Genomic DNA, 25,154 nt, shown 5'->3' on the forward strand with positions numbered 1-25,154 from the left:
GGAAGCATCTTAACGTTTCCTTATTTGAGCATTAGGACGCCTTAAGATGCTTCCTTCGTCAGCATGACAAAAGTTCGATACGTTACCGGTGCGGCTCCCGTCCAGCGTTTAAACGCTCGGCTGAAAGCGCTTAACTCATTGTATCCCAGTAAATAGGAAATTTCTTTAAGCGGATATTTTCCAGATTCCAGATACGTCATGGCCAGCGATTTTCGGATGGAATCGGCCAGTTGCTGATACGTAACGCCCTCATCCTGAAGTTTACGCTGTAGGCTACGGGCGCTGGTGTTGAAATTAGCCGCCATTCCTTCCAGCGTTGGAATTCCCAGATACGCGTTCGTAATCAGGTAGTTGCCGATACGTTCTTTCAGCGTCGGCTCTGCATTGACTGGATTGCTCAACGCCGTTGCCTGCTGTACCAAAAATTGTTGTACATCATAATTAGCCGTCAGAATCGGTACGTCCCAATTATGTCCGGCAAATGTCAGACTATACGTACCGTCGGTTTGGGTAGGAGAACAACGTAGCACTCGGGTATATTCCAATTCATTTTCTGCTGCGTATGGTAGAAAAATCGCTTCCGGCTTCAGTTTGCTCAGCATCAACCCATTGACTTCGTGTAGCACGAACACCATCGCCAAATCAAGCATCTGCCGCAGGGCAAAAGGAGCTTCATCCGCCCGGTCGAGGTAGGGAATGAACCGAACCGTAAACGTATCGTGGCTTTTCGATACGTCCATATCGAACAGATTGGTCAATAGCGGAATAAAGTCTGCCGCTTGCGTGAGCGCGTCGCCTACAGTCTGACTATTCTGAACGATCTGCCCTACAATTCCGAGTGCCGCCAGTTGCAGCGATTCGCCAAAATGCAAGCCGAAAAGGGCGTCGTTGCTGAGCTGGCTGGCATTCAGCCACAGATTATTGAACTGCTGGGGTGTAATGATAAAACCGCTACGTTGTTTAATTCCCTCCCAATCGATCCCAGAAAGCTGACAAAGCTGCTCCGGTGAAAGGTCGCGCTGGGCGGCATAGCTCAGCAACGTACCGACAAAGCGTACTTGAAAATCGTCCATGACAGAAGTTTTTGCGAAGGTAAACGGAATAAACTACCCGCGTCATAAGCTGGCGTGAAATGGTAAGTGATTGGCGGATTGAGGTAAGCCCTCTCCCAATTGTCAGCTCTAGTTTTGCATCAGTCAAACACTGATAATCAATTGAAACGCCATGAAAAATCACTCAGTTACTACGTTGTTTTCGGCTCTTTCCGTATCGATTCTACTCGTAGCCACTACGTGCGCAAAAGCACAAACCAGTCTTACCGCAATGTCAAATAAAACCAGTTTATCAACCATGAATGCATCTGACGTACTAATCGACCAACCTGCTCAAGTTATCAAAACCTTCCTGACCGCCGTGCAAAAGGGCGACCACCCGACCGCGAAAGCATTGATTGATCCGAATATTCAATGGAACCAGCCGGGGACAAATCGCTTCTCAGGACTCAAAAAGTCGAGCGACGCGGTCGTACATATGGTGGGCGGCATGATTCAGGCGTCGTCGCAGACGTTGAGCCTGGCTGATATAAAACAACTGACTGTCAATGGTAATAAAGTGGCCTGCCTGGTTCGGTGGAAAGCCGTGATGCCCGGTGGTGGTGTGCTGGATGTTCACAACATCGATGTGTACACCGTCGAAAAGGGTAAAATCGTGGAAGCGATGATTTACTCGGAAGACATCGCCCAGGAAGATGAGTTTTGGGGGAAATAAATCGCTCAGTACATCCCATAGGCTGACTAGTTATGAATACGTTTTGTCATTCTGAGGAACGAAGAATGACAAAAAACGCGACCCCAGAGAACAGCAAAGCCTCTGATTCAAGTTGAATCAGAGGCTTTGCTGTTTTGCTACGTTCAACTTACCAACCCGTGTTTTGCGTCAGTTTCGGATTTGTAATAATGTCGCCGGTTGGAATGGGGTAATAGTAATTTTTATCGGTGAATTTCCGGGGAATGTTATTCAGCCATGTAAGTTCACCGGACGTATCACCGGCCAGAAGCTGCGAATTGGGTTTGCCGCCAACTGTAGGCGAAACATCTACGTACGTAACACCGGCGGGACGGTTGGCGGGCAAAGTGTTTTTATAAAACGCTACGTCCAGAATACCATCTTCGTTCAAATCCATCGGTGTATTCAGTTCAGGAACGTACATGCCGTTCCATTCCATCTGCATCAGTTCACCCCGTTTCCACCGGACGATGTCGTCGAAACGGAAACCTTCCAGACACAATTCAATACCCCGTTCCCGACGTACTTCCAGAATGACCGCACTGTTGATACCCGGAAAATATTTTGATTGCAGATATGGGTCGATAACTACGGGTTTGGCGGTCAGGCCACCCGTGATACCCGCCCGTTTACGTAACGCGCCGATGGTTAGCGCCCAATCCGCATCGGTAAGCGTATTCAGTTCGGCCTTTGCTTCGGCATAATTCAATAAAACCTCGGCGTAGCGGAAAATGCTGACGGAGTTGATGTTCAAGTCGCGGGTATCGTAATACATATCGTCCAGCGTCCACTTGATGGGCATGTAGCCCGTGTACGTGTACGAGAAAAGCGGAGGAGAAGCAACCAGAACACCATTGTTTGTTCGTTTATAATCGCCAACGCGAATGGTTTGCTGAAGCCGTTTATCGCGGTTTTTCACCTCATCCTTAAACAACATGGTTTTGTAGGCTGGATTGTTCGTATAGGGCGTACCGTCGATGTTCAGATAGGTATTTATGAACGTTCGGATAAAACTGGCCTTATCGCCATACGTACCGCTCGTCCAGTACCAGTTGCCATCGTTCAGGTTGTTCAAGGCGAGGTCACAAACCGCCGAAAGCATCACTTCTGTTGCGACTGGCGCACCATTAATAAACACCTGACGATACGATTTATCCGTTCCGGCACCGTCGTTCAGTTTATAACCGCCTTCGTCCATCACCTTTTTTGCAGCTACAGCAGCCTGATTCAACAGATTTTCTACCGAACCCTGCAAGCCTAAGTTGGTGTGGTATTTCCGGAACGTACCTTCGTGCAGACACACCCGCGATTTGAAGGCGTATGCTACGTATTTGGTCACCAAACTGCGCGTAGGTTCACTGGCCGACGTAATGTTCTGGCTGGCGTAATCCAGATCGGCAATCACCGAATCCATCACCACCGTGCGGGAATCGCGGGGTTTAAAGAGCAGGTCGGTTTCTGTTACGTCGATGGCTTTGCCAATCCACGGTACGTCGCCAAACCGTTTTACCTTCGCGAAATAAAACCAGGCTCTGAAAAACCGGGCAATCCCGAGGTAGTTTTTCCGGACGGCCACCGGCACGCGGGGATCATTACAATTCTGAATGAAATAGTTAATGTTCCGTAAATCAGTCCAGGTCCAGTCGGTACTTACCTGAGGGCTGTAGTTGCCCTCGGTGATAAACGGCGGGGTATCCTTACGGGCCAGGTAATCGGACATGGCATCGGCCCGGTGCAGGTTTTTGCCGTTGAACATCGTGTAAAACGAGTTCGTATACAGCACCAGACCACTTTCATTGCTAAATATGGGGCCTTTAGACGTAGTAGCTTCCGGAAGCTCCTCCAGATCGCAGCTTGTGAAGAATACGGTGGTGAGCAGGATAAGAATATACTTCAGTTTCATGATTACGATTTTTTGGGTAATTAGAACGTAATGGATAAGCCGCAGGTGATGCTTTTCATCAGAGGATAATTGTAGGCATCTCCAGAATTGCTGTTTGGATCAGGATTAAATACCCGGTCAGAAGCAACAGCATTCTCTACGTCGAAATCTTTGGTACGTTTAAGCAGCGGAGACAACGTCCAGACATTCTCGGCTGATACGTATACGCGTGCCGCCGACGAACCAATTTTCGATACCAGATTACGGGGCAGATTATAGCCAATCTGAATGTTTTTCAGACGTACATAAGCCACACTTTGCAGGTATCGAGTCTGGGGCGCAATCAGCGTTCCGTTGGCGTTGCTGGCCAGTCGTGATACGTAGCGTGGGAAATAAGCATCCGTATTTTGCTCCGTCCAGATGTTGCCTAGCTGCGCCTTTGGAATACCGCCGTATGGTCGGTTATACTGACCCCAAAACAGGCTCGCTTCGCCACTCGGATACCATTGCTGGCTACCCACGCCCTGAAAAAAGGCCGAGAAGAAAAAGTTATTCCAGTCAGCTCCCAGCATGACCCCGTAGGTGTAGCGGGGTGTGGAGTTGCCGATGATAGACCGGTCGCCGGGATTATCAACCCGACTGGTACCGGGCGTAATGGCACCATCGCCGTTGGTATCCGCAAACTTGATGTCACCCGGAAACCACAGACCGCTGGAGGCCGTTCGGAACAGATTCTGGTTGGCACTGTTTTTTACATCCTCAGCCGACGTAAAGAAACCAGCGGTCGTATATCCCCAGATTTCGCCTACGCGCTGGCCTTCGTAATAATCGCTCAGCAGTTTCTGAGGATTATTGTATTTGGTAATGGTAGACGTATAATCAGCGAGAGTGAGCCGAAGATCGAAGTTAAACGGTTTTGAACCGAGCGAAAATTTATCCCGATACGTAAGCGCGGCTTCAAACCCTTTGGTTTCCAGATTGGCATAGTTTCCTTTAGGCGCAGTAGCTCCAAAAACGGCAGGCAGCGTCAAGCCAACCGTAAACATATCCGTTGTGGTGCGGATATAGGCGTCAGCAACGAAATTTAATCGGTTGGAAAGCATGGATAAATCGATACCGATGTTCTTGGTTGTGGCCGTTTCCCAGGTAAGCCCTTCCGGTATCACCGTTGGGTTCCGGGTCTGCTGCGGACGCTGCCCGTTCAGAACCATGGATGATTGGGAGATGTTGAATTGCTCCAGATAGGCGTACGAACCGATGTTGCCATTCCCTAACGAACCATACGACGCTCTGAATTTTAAATCAGAAATAAGCTGATCGGACACCTTCCAGAAAGGTTCTTTAGATACCCGCCAGCCAAACGAATAGGACGGGAAAAACGCAAAGCGCTGATTAGCCGGGAATTTGGTTGAACCATCGTAGCGGCCATTCACTTCGAGCAGGTAACGGTCGCCAAACGAGTAGTTGAGTCGGGCAAAACCGCCCTGAATTTTCCAGCGTTCCCAGCCGCCCGTTGTTGTAATCGCCTGTCCAAGCGCCAAACTGATGTCGTTGGCGTCTTCGAAAATCAATCCGTTACGTTGGGCGATGAGTCGTTTGTACGTCGATTGCTCGTAGTTGTAACCCGCCAGAACCTTTACGTAGTGATTGGTATTGAACGTGTTTTCGTACTCGGTATACAGGTTCGTGGTCATGTAAGCCGTTTCCCGATACGTATCACCGATATAGTTGGTTGTCGTTCCGACGTAGGCAATGGTACCCGGTTTGATGCTGTACGGCACCGGAACCGCTTTGGCTTTGTCGTTATTGTCGGTTTGCTGAATCGTGAAATCGCCCTTGAATCTGAGCTTGTCATTAAAAAAATTAGTGGCAAAGCCAGATGTATTCCGGAATATCCGCTTGTTGTTGTCGATGCCGTTTTTACCGTAATAAAAGTCACCAACGGTATAAGCCGCCGACGCCGTGAGCGTACCGTCTGGATTCAGCAACGGCGATAATGGGTGACCTTCGTCGGCAATATTTCGCCAGATACCACCGCCTTCGCCAACGTTCGACGGATTGTGGTAAAACATATCGGAATACTGCGACATGTTGTTGATTCTTAGCCACGGAGCTAACTGAATCGACCCTTTTCCCATGAAATTAAATACCCGATAATTGTCGGAATTGTACCGAAACAACCCATTCTGGCCGTAGTAGCGGCCGGTAAGCAAATAGCTGGCTTTCTCGGTACTGCCCGAAATGCTCAGGTTTTGTTCGTTGGCGAACGTAGTGGGTTTGTACAGCAAATCGTAATAGGCCGTGTTGCCATAATAAACGTACTCACCCGTTGTCGGGTCAATTTCAACTTCCGGCAATCCGCCAACCGTTGCCCGTCGCTTTACTTCATTCAGATACGCCTGCGAAAACTTCAGCGTTTTGTTGGCATTCTGCGGGAACGTACCACCGAAGTTGACGAACGATTCGGCAAACATGGTGGCCCACGTAGCGCCGTCGGTAACTAAATCAGGTTTCGCAATGGGGCTTTTGAAGGAATAGTTGCTGGAATAATTAACGCTTACTTTGCCCACTGTTGGCGTTTTGGTGGTGATGAGCACAACCCCAAACACCCCTCTGGCTCCGTAAATCGACGCGGAAGCTGCGTCTTTCAGCAACGTGATGCTGGCGATGTCGTTGGGGTTCAGCAAACTCGGATCGCCTTCTACGTTGTCGATCAGGACCAACGCGCTGCCGCCCTGACCAATAGACGTAGTACCCCGAATGTTGAATGAAGGTGCCTGATTCGGTTTTCCGTCACCCATTTTTATGTTCAGGTTCGGCAAAACACCCTGAAGGCCCTGGTTCAGGTTGGTCATGGGGCGGTTATCAAACACCTCGCTGGTAACCATGTCGACAGCGCCGGTCAGGTTGGCTTTTTTCTGCACACCGTAACCCACAACAATCACTTCGCTGAGTGTTTTCAGATCGGCTTTAAGCGATACGTTGATCGACGACTGATTACCAACCGTAACTTCCTGTGTTGTATAACCCACAAATGAGTAGACCAATACGGTTGAGCCATTCGGTACGTTCAGCGAATACTTTCCCTGCGAATCTGTATTGGTACCACGTTGCGTGCCTTTCATGACAACACTCACGCCGGGTATACCAGCCCCTGTCTCATCGCTTACTGTGCCTGTAACGGTCTGATCAGCAGAATTTTGTGCCGTGGCTGGTTCTGGAATGAGCAACTGAGAGGTAGGCTCGCCCGACATATTTTTAGGCGACTGCTTGAGGATAATTTGCGCTCCTGCTACGTTGTAGGTCAACTGGAGAGTTGGCAGAAGTTTATTCAGCACATCGCCAAGTGGCTCACCCTGCGCCTGAAACGTAATCCGGCGGCCTGACTGAATGAGTTGTGGGCTGTACGAAAATTTGACATTGACCGACTTTTCGATCATCATCAACACGTTTTTAATCTTCTCGTTACGTACCTGTAGCGTTAGTCGACGGTCGAGTAGTTCCTGAGCATTGGCATCAGTTGCCCAGGAAATTCCGGCAAAAACAACAGCCATCAGTACTTGTACTAACGACATTTTCAGGTAATGAATTAGGTAAAAGTGATTTTTTCTCATACTGGTGTACGGTTTATTTGGGTTAAGAAAATCAGGGGAATTACTTCCATACAGTTCTTTAAACTGTATTTACGACCATAAAACGAAGGGATCGACAGTCAATAAGTGTGCAAAAACTAAGGATTGTTTTGACTTGTAAGTTAAGGTTCTGTCATGCAGGTCCAGGAGAAAAACGTGAAATAGGTTAGGGTGTACAGGATTTCGCATTAATGACAACCTGCCCATCGACCAGGGTGTAGGAAGCATCAATTGATTGAACAATCACGTCGAGTTTCTGGAAAAGAGATTCTTCGGTCAGAGAGGCTGTTAACTGGCAATGTTCCAATACATCGTCATCATACACAATATCGATTCCATACGCCTTCTCCAACGTAGCGAATACGCGGGCAACGGGCGTTTCATCGAACACAAAACTGACTGGTACAGGTTGTTTGGTGTCAATACGTTGCGGAGTGTCGACCAGCGTTTTCGTGAACGTTTCGGTTTCGCGGGAGAAAACAACCTGTTGATTTGGTAGCAACAACACGCCCTGTCTGGTTTTATTGGAAGTCAATTGTTCCGTAGCAGACGGCCCCTTATAAACACTTACGTGACCTTGCTGAACCTGCACAACTACCTGCGGATCGCGGTCGAAGGAGCGAACGATAAAGCGCGTTCCAAGAACTCGGGTGATTACCTTATCGGCATAGACGTAGAACGGTTTCCGGGGATTTTTCAGAACGTCGAACGTAGCTTCGCCCAGTAAAAACACCGAACGTTCCTGCTGGCCATAAGAAGCCGGATACCGTAATCGGCTTTGCGGAGCCAACACCACCAAAGAGCCATCGGGTAACCGAACGATTTCGGGTTTTTGACCAGAATTGATACGTTCCGTACTCGTTTCTTCAAGACGGGCACTTTGCTGTTGATAGAATGAAGACGGGCTGTTCGCTGGTTTGACGTACCAATAGCTGATTCCAATTGCCAGCAGCAGGCAAGCCGCAGCCGACCAGTAAAACCAGCCGGTTTGCCAGCGTGAGCGAGGAATAATCGGCGCCGATTCGGCTCGATTAGTTGCTAAAATGCGATCTAATAATTGGGCCTGAGCTTCCTCGGAAAGGTACGTTCGGCTGTAGTCACTCAGCCCGGTTTGCACCGCTTTCAGCAACGTAACAGCCTGCTCCCAATCCGAACGCTGGTCGGGATGCTGGGCGAACCAATCGTCCCAGAATTGTGTCGACTGACGCGTTGGTGCCAGTTGATGCTTTATAAAAGCATCATCACATACAAACTGTATTATCCTGGAAGATTCGTAAGGATTTAGCACAAATTCGAGATTAAATTGTCAGTAGATGACAATTACTCTACGTTCATACTCACTTTGGTTAAAAAATTTGTAAAAAAAGAAAAACCAAAACCCATTGCCGGAGTTTTTCGATACCCCGAAATACCAGATTTTGCGCCGACTGTCGATTGATATCCAGCACTTCAGCGATTTCGCCGTAATCCAGTTCTTCCACAAAGCGTAATCGAATCGCTTCCTGCTGGCGGGGTGGCAACTGGCTGATCAGTTTCTGAATCAGCTGTTCCCGATTTCCTTTGTCTTCCTGTTCGGTAAATAATTCTTCAGACGATGGCTCTGCCCAAAGTTCATCGAAATCAAATTGGGAGATAGATTGGCTTGGCCGCTGCTGCCGCTGTAACACGTGAAGGATACGTACTTTGAGCGCTTTTAGCAGATAATAACGAACATTTTCGGGGATGGTCAGGCGAGCGCGTTTCACCCAGATTTCGGTGAATACGTCGTGAATACAGTCAAAAACAAAAGATTCAGACGCCGAAACCAGGCTCATGCCATAGCGATACATAGCCCGCACGTGCGCCCGATAGAGCGCTGTGTAAGCGTCTTCGTCGCCTTCCTGAAAGGCGATCCAGGTTTCAGTATCAGAATGAGTTGTTGGCAAGGCGTAGGAGCTAAACCAGCCTACTAATGGTCGGCTCTAACTTCAAATTTATTATTATTTCACGATTAATTGTTTTTTAATTCAGCAGAATTGTCGCGCAAATTGCTTTGTAGGCTAGACTCACTACGTTCCCATGACTACGTTTTCACGGCGCCGTTTTCTACAATCGTCTGCTGCGTTGGCAGGTGGCACTTTATTTACTTCTGGAATTCCTGCTTTCGCCCCGGCGCAAAAATCACTACGTTTGGGTGGCCCTATTTTCCTGAAAAGCGATGATCCTGGCGAACTGGCGCGCGAGCATCGTCGGCTACGTTATAGTGCCGCCTACGTACCAACTGTAGACCTGAAAGATTCAGCAAAAATTGACGCCATTCGCAAAGCGTTTGCTGCTCAGAACGTAGTGATTGCCGAAGTAGGCGCATGGGTAAATATGCTGGATGCTGACCCCGAAAAACGCAAAAAAAATCTGGACTACGTAACAGAACGCTTAGCGCTGGCTGAAGCCGTAGGCGCACTCACCTGCGTAAACATCGGTGGCTCCTACAACCCAACTCGCTGGGACGGCCCCGACCCTCGCAACGTAACGCAGGAGTACATTGACGCAACCGTCGAAAATTGCCGGAAAGTGATCGATGCTGTGAAACCCAAACGGGCCAAATTTGCGCTCGAAATGATGGGCTGGAGCCTGCCCGACGGTCCCGATTCGTACCTGAAATTCATCAAAGCCATTGACCGACCGGCATTTGGTGCGCATATCGATATTGCCAACATCATCAATTCGCCAACGCGCTATTATAACAACACGGCGCTCATCAACGATACGTTCAAAAAATTAGGCCGCTGGATTGTGTCGTCGCACGCGAAGGACGTAGTGGGGCGCGATGTTCACTTCGCCGAAACCATGCCCGGACGCGGTGGCATGGACTATGTAGCGTACATCCGCAACGTAACGTCGCTGCCGCAGGAAGTGCCGCTATTGCTGGAACACCTGCGCACACCGGAAGAATATGACGAAGCCCGACAATACGTCATCAGTCAGGCCGATAAAGCTGGAGTGATGCTAGCGTAGCTGTAAATTACTACCAGCATGACAAAATGGATGTTAGCTAACCTCCTATAATTCCGGAATTTCCCGTATCCTGACTTTCATAATGGGTTTCTCGCCATCGGGCACGATGGCAACGAACGTATTACTCACCGTTTCGCCGTTACGTAGCATGTGCCCTGCCTGAACGTAAGTCGTTGTGTTAACTTCCTTTCCCTCAGCATTCTTGATACGTTGTTGGTACGGCACCGAAAAAGGCCGCGCCATAATCTTGGCTCCCCTCGAAGTCAGGCGTTTGCCGGTAGCGTTTACACAATCGAAAAAAGCAAGCTGATTGAGGTCTTCCTGTCCCAGCAGGGTTTGTTTAGGCAGAAAAAGCTTGGTACAACTGCTCTTATTGCTGACGTAAATGGAGATTTCGTACCGCATGAAAATCTCGCCACTGATGTCGAGACGACGTTCGTTATTGATTTCATAGCCGTAGTCTAAGCCATTCAACTGCACCGGCTGACCTGCTTGTATATCCTGCGCCTGTTGGGCAAATAATGGATTATGGAGTATGGCCAGTAATAGGCAACTGGCTATCAATTGCTTCATAAAGACTGATTGGCAGTTAGAACCGTAAAAATACAAATTACGCCCTATAACGGGACAGGGGAATGTATAACGTAGGATGTATGAAGTATGGTGTATGGTATAGGATGTATAAAGTGCAAACGCCAACATTGGTTATACGTCAAATTTCATACGTCATACATTTATTTATGCCATTGCCTTACGCATCAGCTCGAGGCTTTGGCGGACGCCCGATTCGGCGGCTTCTTTGCCTTCGAATTCCAGTGATACGTAGCCTTTGTAATTCGCTTTTTTCAGGATGTCGAAGATACGTTTGTAGTCGAGGTCGAGCGAGTACCATTCGCCACCGCCATAATACGTTTTGGCCTGCACAAACGACGCATACGGTGCCACCTGCTCCAGTTTTTCGTATGGGTTTTCGAGGAAATTACCCGTATCCATCAATACGCCCATCCAGGGAGAGTCGATGGCTTTTCGGATACGTAGCAGCCCTTCTGGCGTTGAGGATAACCCCCAGTGATTTTCGAGTGCCAGCATCACCCCGCATTCGGCGGCTTTGGGCAGGCATTTTTCAATACTATCAATAACCCATTTAAACCCTTCGTCCTCGGTATGACCGGGCAGAATCGGCTCGATACCGCGTTTTGTCATCAACTCATCGAACGATTTAATGGTGTTCCATCGCCCCGTGTTGAGCCGCATTGATGGAATGCCGAGTTTGTACGCCATTTCGATACCCTTAATGGTATGCTCAATATTTTTCTGGCGTTCGGCCGCGTCGGGAAACACAAATCCCTGGTGAATAGACAGGCAAATCAGGTCGATTCCATTCAGAAACGCGTGCCGTTTTAACTTTTGCAGGTACGCATTGTCTTCACCCTCCATCTGCCGGTGCAGAATATCGACGCCTTCAAAACCCAGCCGGGCCGCTTCGTCGATCACCGTTTCGATGGGCACTTTGGTCTTTTTGAAATGCCAGTATGAATAAGACGACAAACCTAGTTTGATACGTCCTGCCGACGTAGGTGCGGGTTGAGCTAATGAATTGACAGACGGAAGCGCGGGCGAAACCGCAGCGAGAGCACTAGTGGTTAAAAAAGAGCGACGAGAGAACGACATGCAAAAATAAGGTTTAGGGTAAGTACAGGGCGGAATTACGGAAAAAAGTGGTGATTTTGCAATCTGGAAATTTTAACCGCAAAGGGCGCGAAGAGATGCGCAAAGGTTCGCGGAGTACGCTGCGTTTCTTTTGCGATTACCTTCGCGCCCTTTGCGCTTAAAAAAACTTACTTCACCTCAGGAATATCGGCTGGCTCAATTAGCAAAAAGCCGGGATTGATGCGAGCGCCATGCCAGCGTGCTCCTAGGTGCAAGTGTGGCCCCGTTGTGCGACCAGTTTCGCCAACAGTCCCTATTTTCTGACCTTTCGTAACGGTTTCGTTTACCTTGACATTAAGACTCTTAAGGTGAAAATACTCGCTGATCAGCCCGTTGCCGTGATCGATGTAAATCGAGTTGCCACTGAAAAAATGATTAGCAGCTAGTAGCACCCGGCCATTGCCAATGCTCAACGCCGGTTCACCGCCCGTAACCGGGTAATCCTGTCCCGTATGACGATCACGCGCCTGCCCATTGAAGGTTCGGCATGTACCAAAGTTGCCTTCGCCTTTTGGCAGCGGATCGGCTGGTTTACTCACCGGAAGATCGAACACCGCTGGACGTTCATCGCTTTTGTAACGTAGCAGCGGCAGTACCGTAGCCATTTCTTTTCGGTGGCGGGCCTGATTTGCCTTCGATACGTCGATATATTCAGTTTTGGTAAAGTTTTTAATGTCTTCCTGTACACAAGGCTTTTCGATGACTCTCAACTTCGCACTTTCTAAACGGCCGCCGGTCGTTCGGCGCGAGATGGTGTAGGTGGCTGGTGTCATCTCCATATCGACCGGGTAATAACAGGTGCCATTAACCGCTTTCCAGGCTTGTTTACCAAAACTGCATCGCAGGCAGTTGCCCGGCCAGCGCACAACGGCTCCCTGGGCAACCGTAACTGATTTGGGAGCGGTGGCTGTTTGAGCGTAACCTTGGCTACCAACGTAGCAAATCAGGCAGAAAAGCAGACGTAACGAATGGGTTTTCATAGGGAGTTGGGGCAGTTATTTGTGTGCTATTCTAACCCGATCAGTCAGGAAATGTTCGGCAAGTGACCGGGTAGTTTATACTCCAGAAACGCTTATTAATTCATTAATCGGAGTAAACTTGGTGAATTGAAATTGCCCAGGTTTTCCATTGGCCGACAACCCTTTTTTACGCATGATCACCTTACCAACCTCGCCTAAATCTGTTCTCCGTTCGTTCATAACCGTTGGCGTGATGGCTGGCCTGTATGCCTGTGCTACGTCCCCCAAAGCCGTTAATCAGATGTCGATGGCTGCGACGACCGACGTTGCTGATACGTCTCCGACTCCCGTTCCGGTTGAGCCAAAGCAGGCGACTCCGGCGCGTATCCTCGTTTTTTCGAAGACAAAAGGCTGGAATCACACGTCGATTCCGGCGGGTATTGCGGCTATTCAGAAGTTGGGAAGGGAGAATAATTTTCGAGTCGATACCACCAAAAATGCTAACTATTTCGTCGATGATAGTCTGAAACACTATCAGGCCGTTGTCTGGCTGAGCACGACTGGTAACGTACTGAACCAGAGTCAACAGGCTGCGTTTGAGCGGTATATCCAGGCCGGTGGCGGCTACATGGGCATTCACGCGGCTGCCGATACGGAATACGACTGGCCGTGGTATAACAAACTGGTAGGCGGTTATTTTTCGAGTCATCCGAGTCAGCCCAACGTGCGCAAGGCGATGGTCGACGTACTGAACAAAAAACACATCTCTACCGAACACCTGCCCGACCGCTGGGAACGTACCGACGAATGGTACAATTACCGCTCGCTCTACTCCGGCCTGAACGTACTGGCCAATCTGGATGAGAATACATACGATGGTGGAACCAACGGCAGCAATCACCCGATTGCGTGGTACCATGAATTCGACGGAGGCCGAGCATATTACACGGGTGGTGGACATACCGACGAAAGTTTCACCGAACCACTCTTTGTTAAGCACATGCTGGGTGGACTAAAATGGGCAATGGGAGATGGCAAACCATTGGATTACAGTAAGTCATACGCTGTAATAATGCCCGAAGAAAATCGCTTCGTGAAAACTGTACTGGTCAACGATTTGAACGAACCGATGGAACTGGCCGTAGCCAAAGACGGTCGCGTATTCTTTACCGAACGTAGCGGCAACCTGTCAGTCTATGATACACGTACCAACAAAAGTGCGCTGGTGCATCGGTTCGACGTACCGACGAAAGCAGGACATGGGGTTCAGGGAATTACGTTAGATCCCAATTTTGCGACGAACCACTGGCTGTATATTTATTATTCGCCCCAGTTCGAAAAAGATCCGTTCTACAACCTGTCGCGGTTTGTGGTGAAAGACGACAATACGCTGGACGTAGCATCGGAAAAAGTCCTGTTGAAAGTGCCCAGCATTGATGCGCCCGGCTCTCACCACGGCGGGTCAATCGCATTCGACAAAGAAGGCAATCTGTACCTGTCTACCGGCGACCACACGAATCCGTTTCCCTCGAACGGTTATGCGCCAATCGATGCCCGTCCTGATCAGCTAGCTGCCGACGCTCGTGCCACAGCCGCCAATACGAACGATTTTCGAGGGAAAATACTACGTATCCGCCCACAGCCTGACGGTACGTATATCGTTCCGGAGGGTAATCTTTTCCCAAAAGGAACGGATAAGACGCTCCCCGAAATTTACACAATGGGACTTCGGAATCCATATCGCATCGCGCTCAATCCCAAATCCTCAGTGTTGTATTGGGGTGAAATCGGACCGGATGCTGGCAAAGACAGTACGTTAGGGCCGCGCGGTTATGATGAGTTTAATCAGGCAAAAAAAGCCGGAAATTTTGGCTGGCCGCTCTTTATCGGCAATAGTCAGCCGTATCCAGCCAACGATTTCGCTACCAAAGTTATCGGCCAGCGTTTCGACCCGAAAGACCCGGTTAATGATTCGCCAAAAAGTAACGGCCTTCAGCATTTGCCGCCGGTCAATCCGGCCATGATCTGGTATCCGTATGCGGCCTCCAAAGAATTCCCGGAACTGGGGCAGGGTGGACGTAGCGCGATGGCAGGAGAGTTCTATAGCTTCGACAAGAACTCAACTTCGAAAACCAAATTCCCGGAATACTACGATGGCGCCCTGTTCATCTTCGACTGGATGCGTAACTGGGTGCTAGCCGTCCGCGTCGACAAAGACGACAATTACCAACGTAACGAACCCTTCATGGCCGCTGCTGGTGATTTCCGGCGACCCATCGATCTGGCCTTTGGCAAAGACGGCGTGATGTATATGCTCGAATACGGCTCGGTGTATGGTGCCGATAACGACGACGCCCGGCTGGTGAAAATTGAATATAATATAGGAAATCGTCCGCCAGTTGCTCGCGCTCAGGTGATTGACTCGGCGGCTGTGGCGCTACGTAACGCCCGCGCCTACCTGACCTCCGACGGACGTAACGCGCCGGCCATCCACGAAGCCATAGGACAAGCACCGCTACGTGTGCAGTTTGGCGGACGGGGTACGGATATGGATGAAGACGCGCTAACGTACCAGTGGCTGTTCGATGGAAAAACTGTTGGCGCTACCAAGCCGAATGCTACGTATACCTACACGCAACCGGGTGTGTATAAGGCTATCCTGAAAGTAACCGACCAAACCGGGCAGGTCGGCATGGACACGATTCAGGTGAAGGTCGGAAACGCCAAACCGGAAGTTGCCATCACCACAATGGGTAACAAGTCGTTTTACTGGAATGGTAAGCCATTCAACTACGTAGTGAAAGTAGCTGATAAAGAGGACAAAAAGATAGACCCGAAACGTATTAAGGTCGTGTACGAATACAGCGCCCAGCCGGGAACTACTCCTGCTACGTCCCCTCAACAGGGCCATCAGGATTTAGCGATGATTGGCAATGGTTCGCTCGGTAAAAATCTGGTTATCAATAGCGATTGCAAAGCCTGTCATACTATCGATAAGCCATCCGTTGGGCCAACGTTTCTGGCGGTAGCGAATCGGTATAAAGGCCAAGCTGGAACGGTAGAGCGACTTGCCAAAAAAATCATTGAAGGTGGGGGAGGGGCCTGGAGCAAAGACCACCTGATGAGCGCCCATCCGCAGATTCCGGTTCAGGACGCGCAGGAAATGGTAAAATACATTTTCTCACTGACCGACGCCCGCAAACAAAAAGCGGTGCCGCAACAGGGCTCACTCGCGCTCAACGAACATAAACCTGAAGAAGCACGTGGCCAGTACACGCTAATTGCTTCATACACAGATAATGGTGACGCTAGCAAACGCGTTGGCCCTTTAACCGGTGCGGACGTAGTGACGCTACGTAACGCCAAAATAAAAACCATCAACGCCGATGCTTACGTTGGTTTCCCTCGGTTTGGCAATCGCCTGAGTGCCGGAAATCACAAAGCCTACGTACTGATCAAAGACGTTGACCTGACCAACATCAAATCGCTTACCTACGAATATTCATCCCAGAATAAAGACGGGGAAATCGAAATCCGGCTTGATTCCTATGCGGCCCCGGTCGTGAGCCGAACCGCTTACAAATCTACTGGCGACTGGAAAAATATGAACGAGGTAACCGGTCAGTTCGACAAGCCGATCACTGGTAAGCACGACGTATACGTAGTAGTCATCAAACGCGATAAGCCCAACGAGGGGATTATTCAGCTGAGTAGTATACAGTTTAATGAATGATACGTAGTGATCAGTTAGCCCGAAATTTGAAGGCATGGTTACGGGCTTTTTTTAACTTAAATACGAGTGTTTTTTTGTCATTCTGACGAAGGAAGAATCTTAACGTTTGCTTACTCTCAAGTTAGGATGCTTTAAGATTCTTCCTTCGTCAGAATGACAAAAAAACACTCGTATTTTAATTCAGAGATATATTATCAAAAGGTCTAAGTTGCCTCTCTTTGATTACACGTATTGAAACGGATTTCCGGAAGGAATATACGTAACAGGAACACCAGGAACTTTGGGTTTTAGCCAGGAAACCAGCCAGTCCATACCGGCGGCTTCGCTCAAGATATGGCCCATAACTACTAAGGATATTTTTTGCCCCTGTTTGCGTGCATCGCGCACGTACTCAGGCGTTTCCCATTCGCTGACTTCGCCACAAAAAACCACATCGGGTTTCGCCCGTTCAATCGCCATAATCTGATTTCGGCCGCCCGATGCTCCCGGCATTAGAAGAACACGCTGACACGATTGCGCCATATCGCCTACCACACGAACCTGCGGAATGCCCAATTTCTGTTTGACGTGAGTAATCAATTTTGATACGTTCGTCGCTGGCAACGTAATGACCTGCGGATTTTGTGGATCTACATTGTTCGTCCAGTCGAGCGCCGACAACATTCCTGTTCGAATACCATCGGGGCGGTGCGAATGCCAGTAATCGTGGAAACGCCAGACCGCAATTCCATTTTTGGTTAATAACTCATGTTTATGTTTGAAAACCGGGTCATTGCTGAGCCAGTCGGTTTCATCAAGATGATTATAAAATGTGGGTTCGTGGGCAATGATGAAGTTCGCCTTTGCGGCAATGGCTTTTTCGATGACCTCAGTCGTCGTAAACATCGTCGAAACAATGCCCGTAACGGTTTGCGAGGCATTACCAGATTTTAACGTATCGACGGTTTTCGTAAAAGGCGCATTGGGTATAGTTTTCAGGATTAAGTCCATCACCTGACCGACAGTAATGGATGGCTGACTAGCCTCTAATGGAGCCGCCTGGCTAAGAAACGGCGTATTGAGGAATATCGACGTACCAAATGCCTTTGTTGCGGTAACTAAGAATTGTCGTCTTCCGGGTAGAATAGTCATGGGTGTTTGCGGATTTATGGGACGATACTACGTAATTTTAGTGAGTTACGGTAGCTTGTTATCAGGCAAAAAGATGAATCATTTCGGCGTTTCGGTGGTTTTCAAACAGTATCTAACGAACGAATAGTGAATAAGTGGTAAAGAAAAATGAATTGATAATCAAGGCGATTCATTATCCATTTTGCATTATTCATTAACGTAGATTATCGATCATGACAGAAAGACCCCTAACCGATTGGTTGCCTCTGACGAAACAGGAAGTTGAAAAACGAGGCTGGGATGAAGTAGATATTGTGCTGGTATCGGGGGATGCCTACGTCGACCATCCGGCCTTTGGGACGGCTGTTATCGGACGTATCATGGAAAGCGAAGGCTTTCGAGTGGCGATTATTGCTCAGCCCAACTGGAAAGACGACCTGCGCGATTTCAAGAAATTTGGTCGGCCAAAATACTTTTTTGGCGTTACGGCGGGCTGTATGGATTCGATGGTGAATCACTACACGGCCAACAAACGACTACGTTCCAACGATTCATATACGCCCGGTGGCGAAGCGGGTTTCCGGCCTGACTACGCTACGATTGTGTATTCCAATATCCTGAAAACGCTCTACCCGGACGTACCGGTGCTGCTCGGTGGTATCGAGGCTTCACTACGTCGGGTGACGCATTATGACTATTGGCAGGACAAATTGATGCCGTCGATTCTGGTCGATTCCGGGGCTGATATGCTGGTGTATGGCATGGGCGAACAACCCCTCCGCGAAATCCTGAAACTGGTTCGGAAGAACGTACCGTTTTCGTCGATGCGGAACATTAATCAGGTGTCTTTTCTGCACAACGCCAGTACGCCACTACGTGATTACAACAACTGGAATACCGTCGAGCTGGCTAGCCATGAGGTGTGCCTGGAAGACAAAATTAAGTACGCGGCTAACTTCAAAATTGTTGAGGTAGAGTCGAATAAGTGGCAGGCGAATCGTATTACGCAACAGGTTGGTAATCAGGTACTGGTAATTAATCCGCCGTTTAAGACGATGGATGAGGCCGAAGTCGATAAATCGTTCGATTTGCCGTACACTCGTATGCCGCACCCGAAATACAAAAAGCGTGGGCCGATTCCGGCTTACGACATGATTAAGTTCTCGGTCAACATGCACCGGGGTTGTTTTGGCGGCTGTAGTTTTTGCACGATTTCGGCCCACCAAGGGAAATTTATTGCGTCACGTAGTGAAACGTCGGTACTGAAAGAGGTCGAGGAAATCACGAAACATCCTGAGTTTAAAGGCTATATTTCTGATTTGGGCGGGCCGTCGGCGAACATGTACAAGATGAAAGGCAAAGATGAGTCGATCTGCGCCCGCTGCCAGAGTCCGAGCTGTATTCACCCGGTTATTTGCTCCAACCTCGATACGTCGCACAAGCCGCTGACGGAACTGTATCGGAAGGTTGATGCGAATCCGAAAATCAAAAAAGCGTTCGTAGGTTCGGGCGTTCGCTATGATTTACTGGTCGATGATTTCAACAAAAATAACGAAGACGGCAACCACGATGAATACCTGGAGCAACTGACTACGCGACACGTATCAGGAAGGTTGAAAGTAGCCCCTGAACACACCGCCGATGATACGTTGCGGATTATGCGGAAACCATCGTTCAAGTATTTCAAGTTGTTCAAAAAGAAATACGACCAGATTCAGGAGAAACACAACCTCAAGCAGCCCCTGATTCCATATTTTATTTCGTCGCACCCCGGCTGCGAGGAGCAGGACATGGCGAACCTTGCCGCCGAAACTAAGGATATGGGTTTCCAGCTCGAACAGGTGCAGGATTTTACGCCCACGCCCATGACAGTAGCCGAAGTGATTTACTATTCCGGCGTTCACCCCTACACGCTGAAGCCCGTCAAAACAGCCAAAACCCGCGACGAGAAACAGGCGCAAAACCGTTATTTCTTCTGGTATAAGCCCGAATACAAAGACTGGATTCGGAACCGACTGAACAAACTTAACCGCCCGGATTTAGCGGATAAATTATTGGGAAGTCCGAAGAAAGAAAACGGGAGCAAGACGAAATACAACCGAAATTATACAAGAAGTAAGAAGCGTTAAAAGAAAATGATGACTGATAGCGAAACACAACGTATCAGTAAACTATTGAGCTTAGTGCTACGTCATAAGCCCGAAAAGATTGGTGTTACGCTCGATAAAAATGGCTGGACCGATGTTGATACACTGCTGATAAAATTAGCTGGCAACGGGTTTCGCGTTGACCGTGATCAGCTCCGGTATATTGTAGAAACAAATAATAAAAAACGATTCGCGTTTAGCCCGGACGAGAAACGGATTCGAGCCAATCAGGGCCATTCGATTCAGGTTGATTTGGGGTATACTGAAAAGCAGCCACCCCAACATCTATATCATGGTACAGCTACGCGGTTTTTGGACATTATTCTGACGGAAGGCTTAAAAAAGATGAATCGCCACCATGTTCATTTAAGCAGTGAAGAGCAAACGGCTCATACCGTGGGAAGCCGCCATGGAAAACCGATCGTGCTGACTATAAAAGCTGGCGAGATGAAAGCAAACGGTCACGTTTTCTATCAATCTGAGAATGGGGTTTGGCTTACCGATTCTGTGCCAGCTTCATACATCATTCACGAATAGGTATCCTCGCCAATTTCACCCCGCCCAATTCTCCCGATCTAAACTCCGGTACTGAATTGCTTCGGCCAGGTGCTCAATTTTGATTTCATCACTACCTGCTAAGTCGGCGATGGTACGTGCTACTTTCAGAATTCGGTCGTAAGCGCGGGCCGATAAACCCAGACGTATCATAGCGGTTTTGAGCAGAGCGCGACCCGCGTCGTTGATGGCGCACACCTCTTTCACCATCTGAGAGGGCATCATGGCATTGCTGTATATGCCCGGATGGTCGGCGAAACGGGCTGTCTGGCGTTCCCGTGCCCGAATTACCCGCTCGCGGATGACTTCGCTGGGTTCGGCGGGTCGATTAGCGGTCATCTGGTCGAATGATACGGGCGTCACTTCAACGTGTAAATCGATACGGTCGAGGAGGGGCCCGCTGATTTTCGCCAGGTATTTCTGAACCACGCCCGGTCCGCAGACGCATTCTTTTTCGGGGTGATTGTAGTAGCCACAGGGACAGGGATTCATGCTGGCAATGAGCATAAAACTTGCCGGAAATTCCACCGCCCATTTGGCCCGCGAGATGCTCACCTTCCGGTCTTCGAGTGGCTGACGCATTACCTCTAGCGCCGACCGTTTAAACTCCGGCAATTCATCCAGAAATAGTACACCATTGTGCGCCAACGATATTTCGCCCGGTTGCGGAAAACTGCCGCCACCCACCAAAGCGGCATCGGAAATGGTGTGGTGAGGAGATCGGTAAGGGCGGGTTGCCATCAGATTGGCTCGCGTACCAAGTTTACCCGCTACCGAATGAATTTTTGTGGTTTCTAAAGCTTCCTGCAGGGTGAGCGGAGGTAAAATGCTGGGTAATCGTTTCGCCAGCATGGTTTTGCCTGCACCCGGTGGCCCAATCATGATGACGTTGTGTCCACCGGCAGCAGCAATTTCCATCGCCCGTTTAATATTTTCCTGTCCCTGTACGTGCGAAAAATCGGCTTCGTACGCGTTAACCTGCGACAGAAATAAATCACGGGTGTCGCTCACTACGGGCGTAATCTCTTTTTTCCCTTCAAAAAATTCGACCGCATCCTGCATGTTCGTTACGCCAATCACATCCAGGTTATTGACGATAGCCGCTTCCTGCGCATTTTCGGCCGGGAGAATAAACCCTTTATAGCCCTGTTTTCGTGCTTCGATGGCAATGGGTAACACACCTTTGATGGGACGTAACGTACCGTCGAGGGATAGTTCGCCCATGATAACATAGTCTTCAAGGCTGCGCTGGGTGGTTATCTGTTCGGATGCCTGTAATACGCAAAGGGCTATCGGCAAATCGTAAGCCGAACCTTCTTTGCGAATGTCGGCGGGAGCCAGATTGACGACGACTTTCTGGCGAGGCATTCGGTAGCCAAAAAACTTGAGGGAGGCTTCGACCCGCTGTTCGCTTTCTTTCACGGCACTGTCGGGTAGGCCAACCATGTTAAAATGAAGTCCCTGGCCCACGATAACTTCAATAGTAATAATGCTCGCATTTACGCCATATACGGCAGCGCCAAAGGTTTTGGCTAACATAAACGGGTACGATAAAAGGAAAAGAAACTAGTTGACAAAGCTATAGACGAGTAATTGATAAAAGGTAATTCGTCAGGAAATAAAATACATAGTTAAAAATACCTATTCATGGCAATTTGTTTACAGTTAAGTATATTAAAATAAAAATAATAAATCGAAGAGTAATTGTATAAGTTAAACTATCCAAAGTCCAATTTTATCACTTTTAATCATTTTTCAATCATGAGAGGTAACTATTTGTTTCTGCGAATTCCAACCACATGGTTCACGAAGTTGATTGTGATATTAACTCTCTTGATGGGTTGTACACGTAATTCTGCACAGATTACAGAAGATGTACTGCCAGTCTCATCTCGACGTCAAGCAGCTCAGGAAAAGAAAAAGCCCAAAACGAGAGTAACCTGGGACTACCTGCGGTACATGGTAAGAAATGGTGAGAATCCATCTATTTACAAACTACTTAAGGATCGTAATAAACTCATTCCTAGAGGTGCAGCAAAAGTGGCTGATGGTGGTTGTCATAGCAGCCCTTGGGACCCATGTGTACCTGATGAATTTGACGAGGGTGATCTTGCATCAATGAGAGTCGATGTCCCCTTTTTACTAAATGGACAAGTGGTTCATTTATCGCTTACTGTGCAGTATAAAATCAGTACGGGTGATGTCGTAAGTGTTGGTGCCACTGTATATGGTAATACCGGGAATACAGTTTGGACTAATTATTCACCAGCTGCCGCTAATTATGCTAATGGGCAAATGACTGTAATCGCAAATATGCAATATACGTCGAGCGTTCAAACAACTAACACATTTGCTACTAATGTAGGTGGTAGCGGTGAAGTTGATGGTACAGGTATTAATGTAGGTTTACAGTACGAGAACAGTACACAGACTACACTTTCACAGACTGGAGTACTTTATACAAACTTTTCGGTCAACTTACATAGTGCTTACGGTAGTGGGATGATTCAAATGAATGGCCCTGGTGGAATTCAGCGTGACTACTACATTGAGCCGCAATAAGACCAGTACGCAAAAGACACTCCTTTCGCAAATGAAAGGAGTGTCTTTTGCGTACTGGTCTTGTAAATTCACTATTTTTTGACAGCGTTAACCTGTATTTTACTTTTGTCTTTATAGATAATATTTATAGCTCTTGATATTCCCTGCCCGTCTATAAAAAAAAGTACTCTAAGATTATCCTGTCCTTTTAGGTCAAATAAAGTAGGTGTAATTGGTATAAATTCATATTCACCCTCCTGAGGAATATCAATACGTAGTGTTTTTAAAATAGTTAGCTTAACAACCGCTGCTTCCGGCCCTACTCCTCCATACAAATAGTTTCCTGTCAGATTTCGCAAATAGACTGTGTCACTCATCATAGCTGTCGTAATGCTATCATTGTAAACAGTAATACGTCCATAAGCGCTCAACGTACTATCGCTTTTTTTATCATCAGTTGATGACCGTACATGTACGGTCATTGGTATTTGCTTCTCTTGGGAAAAGGCAACGGAGTAATCTCCTAACCATAACAATAAACCGGCCAGAAACAAGACAATTTTCATCTTAACCAATATTTGCACTCTTGTCAATTAAAAACAATAATTAGTTTATTAACATATCCATTTTATTATTTGTTTTCAGGCTAGACGATTGTTGGATGAAAAGGAGATAAGCAACGTAGTGTATTTCAACATTCTGCTTATTTTCGAACAAAACAAACTCTTCTACCTAATGACTCCTACGTTGAATCGGCAACCAGTTTTTGAGTGTATTAGTGGACCCGACGAAGGCCGAACAGCTATTCTGCTTCCGCAAACTCGTTTGGTTCTGGGACGTAATCCGGAGTCAAATATTCCCCTAGTCGATCCGCAAACGGCTGAACAACATTTATCTATTTTATACGACGGCCAAAACGTTTACTTTCAAACGATTAACGGTGAACCCGTTGAGTTGAACGGACGTAACGTAACAACGGGAGAGCTTAATCCGGCTGCCGATTTACGTATCGGTTCCTCGCATTGGCGGCTTCGAGTTAAATCCGATTCAACAGATTCAGGCTCCGGTAACCCGTTTGCGAATCTTGATTTCTCAAGCTCCGTCAACCGGATTAGTACGTTAACCGGCGTCGATACGTTGGATAGCGATTTCAGCATGAAAAGTATTTTTGCCAAAATAGGCGAAAAACGTACTGATGAAGATATCGAAAATGCCTTTACGGTAGGCACCCGCGCCACTACGCCCGTTGTCGGTACAATTGCCTCGCACTGGCCTCAACCCTGGCTTTTTCTTCGATTTGGGGGTAGCGCGATACTATTGTTTATTACGTTGTACGTAGCAGTAACGCAGTTTCGAAACGAGTTACTAATTCCCGGATTGCTCTTTGTTGGCTCGTTTGCGGTGCCGTTTGCCAGCCTGATTTTTTTCTGGGAAATGAATGCTCCGCAGAATATATCCCTCTATCAAACCATCAAATTATTGTTTTTGGGGGGGATGGTATCACTGCTGATTTCACTGTTTTTCTTCAGTAATACAGCCTTGCTTGGTACGTTTCTGGGCGCTTCAAGTGCAGGTATCGTAGAGGAGTCGGGTAAGTTGCTGGCGGTGCTGATGCTGATGCGGAACAAAAACCAGTACCACTGGATTCTGAACGGCTTATTGTTCGGAGCGGCCGTTGGAACGGGTTTTGCCGCTTTCGAATCGGCAGGCTATGCATTTGTGGTGCTCTTGCAGGGCGGGTTTGGGTCAGCTATCAGTAATATTTTTCTGAGAGGTCTACTAGCTCCATTTAGTCACGTGGTCTGGACGGCCATTACGGCAGCGGCAATCTGGCGCGTGAAAGGCGAAGGCAAATTTGAATGGGACATGCTGAAAGACCCCCGCTTCCTGCGGACGTTTATCGCAGTAATGCTGCTGCACATGGTTTGGAATGCGCCATTTGATTTTCCCATTTTTCCGGTAATCTGGTTCATCCCAACCAAGCAGTTGATACTCGGTACAATTGCCTGGATTATGGTACTGGGCACCATTCAAAGCGGGCTAAAACAGATTAAAAAGGCTCAGGAGGCTGTACTGCAACCGGCACCAACGGCCTGATGCTACGTT

18 protein-coding genes are annotated in these 25,154 nt (G+C 48.3%); 7 read left to right on the forward strand and 11 right to left on the reverse strand.

From position 1 onward, the window contains the following. Positions 1-41: 41 nt before the first annotated feature. On the reverse strand, positions 42-1,073 hold the full coding sequence (locus IC229_RS06145; protein ID WP_190886053.1) for an AraC family transcriptional regulator: 1,032 nt from the start codon (positions 1,071-1,073) through the stop codon (positions 42-44). 151 nt (positions 1,074-1,224) lie between these two features. Between IC229_RS06145 and IC229_RS06150 the strand changes: the two genes are divergently transcribed. Beyond that, positions 1,225-1,767 carry a nuclear transport factor 2 family protein gene (locus tag IC229_RS06150; protein ID WP_190886054.1) on the forward strand — a complete coding sequence of 181 codons (543 nt, stop codon included), beginning with the start codon at positions 1,225-1,227 and terminating at the stop codon, positions 1,765-1,767. A 148-nt stretch (positions 1,768-1,915) separates the two neighbouring features. Here IC229_RS06150 and IC229_RS06155 read toward each other — a convergent pair whose 3' ends face one another. From IC229_RS06155 to IC229_RS06170, 4 genes are all read right to left on the reverse strand, one after another. After that, on the reverse strand, positions 1,916-3,688 hold the full coding sequence (locus IC229_RS06155; RefSeq protein ID WP_190886055.1) for a RagB/SusD family nutrient uptake outer membrane protein: 1,773 nt from the start codon (positions 3,686-3,688) through the stop codon (positions 1,916-1,918). A 20-nt stretch (positions 3,689-3,708) separates the two neighbouring features. Continuing rightward, positions 3,709-7,242: a SusC/RagA family TonB-linked outer membrane protein gene (locus IC229_RS06160; protein ID WP_223833881.1), complete on the reverse strand. Its 3,534-nt coding sequence runs from the start codon at positions 7,240-7,242 to the stop codon at positions 3,709-3,711. 223 nt (positions 7,243-7,465) lie between these two features. Then, entirely contained in the window at positions 7,466-8,587 is a 1,122-nt protein-coding gene (locus IC229_RS06165) for a FecR family protein (RefSeq protein WP_190886056.1), read from the reverse strand. 58 nt (positions 8,588-8,645) lie between these two features. Then, a complete protein-coding gene (locus tag IC229_RS06170) occupies positions 8,646-9,224 on the reverse strand; it encodes an RNA polymerase sigma factor (protein WP_223833882.1) in 579 nt (192 codons plus the stop codon). A gap of 133 nt (positions 9,225-9,357) precedes the next feature. Between IC229_RS06170 and IC229_RS06175 the strand changes: the two genes are divergently transcribed. Next, positions 9,358-10,293 (forward strand): sugar phosphate isomerase/epimerase family protein, encoded by a 936-nt coding sequence (locus tag IC229_RS06175; protein WP_190886057.1) that lies wholly within the window; start codon positions 9,358-9,360, stop codon positions 10,291-10,293. Between the two features lie 45 nt (positions 10,294-10,338). Here IC229_RS06175 and IC229_RS06180 read toward each other — a convergent pair whose 3' ends face one another. The 3 genes from IC229_RS06180 to IC229_RS06190 form a co-directional block, all read right to left on the reverse strand. Continuing rightward, positions 10,339-10,866 carry an ABC transporter permease gene (locus tag IC229_RS06180; protein WP_190886058.1) on the reverse strand — a complete coding sequence of 176 codons (528 nt, stop codon included), beginning with the start codon at positions 10,864-10,866 and terminating at the stop codon, positions 10,339-10,341. 165 nt (positions 10,867-11,031) lie between these two features. Beyond that, entirely contained in the window at positions 11,032-11,964 is a 933-nt protein-coding gene (locus IC229_RS06185) for a sugar phosphate isomerase/epimerase family protein (RefSeq protein ID WP_190886059.1), read from the reverse strand. Positions 11,965-12,131: 167 nt separating this feature from the next. Continuing rightward, a complete protein-coding gene (locus IC229_RS06190; protein ID WP_190886060.1) occupies positions 12,132-12,983 on the reverse strand; it encodes a M23 family metallopeptidase in 852 nt (283 codons plus the stop codon). Positions 12,984-13,155: 172 nt separating this feature from the next. Here IC229_RS06190 and IC229_RS06195 point away from each other — a divergent pair, with 172 nt between their 5' ends. Next, the gene (locus IC229_RS06195) at positions 13,156-16,695 is read left to right on the forward strand and encodes a ThuA domain-containing protein (RefSeq protein ID WP_190886061.1); all 3,540 of its coding nucleotides are present in this window, start codon (positions 13,156-13,158) and stop codon (positions 16,693-16,695) included. 222 nt (positions 16,696-16,917) lie between these two features. Here IC229_RS06195 and IC229_RS06200 read toward each other — a convergent pair whose 3' ends face one another. Then, positions 16,918-17,826 carry a Nif3-like dinuclear metal center hexameric protein gene (locus IC229_RS06200; protein ID WP_190886062.1) on the reverse strand — a complete coding sequence of 303 codons (909 nt, stop codon included), beginning with the start codon at positions 17,824-17,826 and terminating at the stop codon, positions 16,918-16,920. A 212-nt stretch (positions 17,827-18,038) separates the two neighbouring features. Here IC229_RS06200 and IC229_RS06205 point away from each other — a divergent pair, with 212 nt between their 5' ends. Both IC229_RS06205 and IC229_RS06210 read left to right on the forward strand, forming a co-directional pair. Further along, positions 18,039-19,934: a YgiQ family radical SAM protein gene (locus IC229_RS06205; protein WP_190886063.1), complete on the forward strand. Its 1,896-nt coding sequence runs from the start codon at positions 18,039-18,041 to the stop codon at positions 19,932-19,934. 6 nt (positions 19,935-19,940) lie between these two features. Further along, the gene (locus tag IC229_RS06210) at positions 19,941-20,489 is read left to right on the forward strand and encodes an RNA 2'-phosphotransferase (protein WP_190886064.1); all 549 of its coding nucleotides are present in this window, start codon (positions 19,941-19,943) and stop codon (positions 20,487-20,489) included. Positions 20,490-20,504: 15 nt separating this feature from the next. On the opposite strand, the gene IC229_RS06215 is transcribed toward IC229_RS06210, so the two are convergent. After that, on the reverse strand, positions 20,505-22,046 hold the full coding sequence (locus IC229_RS06215) for a YifB family Mg chelatase-like AAA ATPase (protein WP_190886065.1): 1,542 nt from the start codon (positions 22,044-22,046) through the stop codon (positions 20,505-20,507). A gap of 222 nt (positions 22,047-22,268) precedes the next feature. On the opposite strand from IC229_RS06215, the gene IC229_RS06220 reads away from it, so the two are divergent. Further along, complete coding sequence (locus tag IC229_RS06220) at positions 22,269-23,069, forward strand: hypothetical protein (RefSeq protein ID WP_190886066.1); 801 nt, start codon at positions 22,269-22,271, stop codon at positions 23,067-23,069. Between the two features lie 71 nt (positions 23,070-23,140). Here IC229_RS06220 and IC229_RS06225 read toward each other — a convergent pair whose 3' ends face one another. Further along, positions 23,141-23,614 carry a hypothetical protein gene (locus tag IC229_RS06225; protein WP_190886067.1) on the reverse strand — a complete coding sequence of 158 codons (474 nt, stop codon included), beginning with the start codon at positions 23,612-23,614 and terminating at the stop codon, positions 23,141-23,143. A 169-nt stretch (positions 23,615-23,783) separates the two neighbouring features. Here IC229_RS06225 and IC229_RS06230 point away from each other — a divergent pair, with 169 nt between their 5' ends. After that, positions 23,784-25,145: a PrsW family glutamic-type intramembrane protease gene (locus tag IC229_RS06230; RefSeq protein ID WP_190886068.1), complete on the forward strand. Its 1,362-nt coding sequence runs from the start codon at positions 23,784-23,786 to the stop codon at positions 25,143-25,145. Positions 25,146-25,154 lie beyond the last annotated feature (9 nt).

Source organism: Spirosoma profusum (assembly GCF_014699005.1).
Lineage (GTDB): Bacteria > Bacteroidota > Bacteroidia > Cytophagales > Spirosomataceae > Spirosoma > Spirosoma profusum.

Excerpts from the sequence above, each read along its gene's own strand:
- IC229_RS06145 (WP_190886053.1), bottom strand. The coding sequence starts at position 1,073 with ATGGACGATTTTCAAGTACGCTTTGTCGGTACGTTGCTGAGCTATGCC.
- IC229_RS06150 (WP_190886054.1), top strand. The coding sequence starts at position 1,225 with ATGAAAAATCACTCAGTTACTACGTTGTTTTCGGCTCTTTCCGTATCG.
- IC229_RS06155 (WP_190886055.1), bottom strand. The coding sequence starts at position 3,688 with ATGAAACTGAAGTATATTCTTATCCTGCTCACCACCGTATTCTTCACA.
- IC229_RS06160 (WP_223833881.1), bottom strand. The coding sequence starts at position 7,242 with ATGTCGTTAGTACAAGTACTGATGGCTGTTGTTTTTGCCGGAATTTCC.
- IC229_RS06175 (WP_190886057.1), top strand. The coding sequence starts at position 9,358 with ATGACTACGTTTTCACGGCGCCGTTTTCTACAATCGTCTGCTGCGTTG.
- IC229_RS06180 (WP_190886058.1), bottom strand. The coding sequence starts at position 10,866 with ATGAAGCAATTGATAGCCAGTTGCCTATTACTGGCCATACTCCATAAT.
- IC229_RS06185 (WP_190886059.1), bottom strand. The coding sequence starts at position 11,964 with ATGTCGTTCTCTCGTCGCTCTTTTTTAACCACTAGTGCTCTCGCTGCG.
- IC229_RS06190 (WP_190886060.1), bottom strand. The coding sequence starts at position 12,983 with ATGAAAACCCATTCGTTACGTCTGCTTTTCTGCCTGATTTGCTACGTT.
- IC229_RS06195 (WP_190886061.1), top strand. The coding sequence starts at position 13,156 with ATGATCACCTTACCAACCTCGCCTAAATCTGTTCTCCGTTCGTTCATA.
- IC229_RS06200 (WP_190886062.1), bottom strand. The coding sequence starts at position 17,826 with ATGACTATTCTACCCGGAAGACGACAATTCTTAGTTACCGCAACAAAG.
- IC229_RS06205 (WP_190886063.1), top strand. The coding sequence starts at position 18,039 with ATGACAGAAAGACCCCTAACCGATTGGTTGCCTCTGACGAAACAGGAA.
- IC229_RS06210 (WP_190886064.1), top strand. The coding sequence starts at position 19,941 with ATGATGACTGATAGCGAAACACAACGTATCAGTAAACTATTGAGCTTA.
- IC229_RS06215 (WP_190886065.1), bottom strand. The coding sequence starts at position 22,046 with ATGTTAGCCAAAACCTTTGGCGCTGCCGTATATGGCGTAAATGCGAGC.
- IC229_RS06220 (WP_190886066.1), top strand. The coding sequence starts at position 22,269 with ATGAGAGGTAACTATTTGTTTCTGCGAATTCCAACCACATGGTTCACG.
- IC229_RS06225 (WP_190886067.1), bottom strand. The coding sequence starts at position 23,614 with ATGAAAATTGTCTTGTTTCTGGCCGGTTTATTGTTATGGTTAGGAGAT.
- IC229_RS06230 (WP_190886068.1), top strand. The coding sequence starts at position 23,784 with ATGACTCCTACGTTGAATCGGCAACCAGTTTTTGAGTGTATTAGTGGA.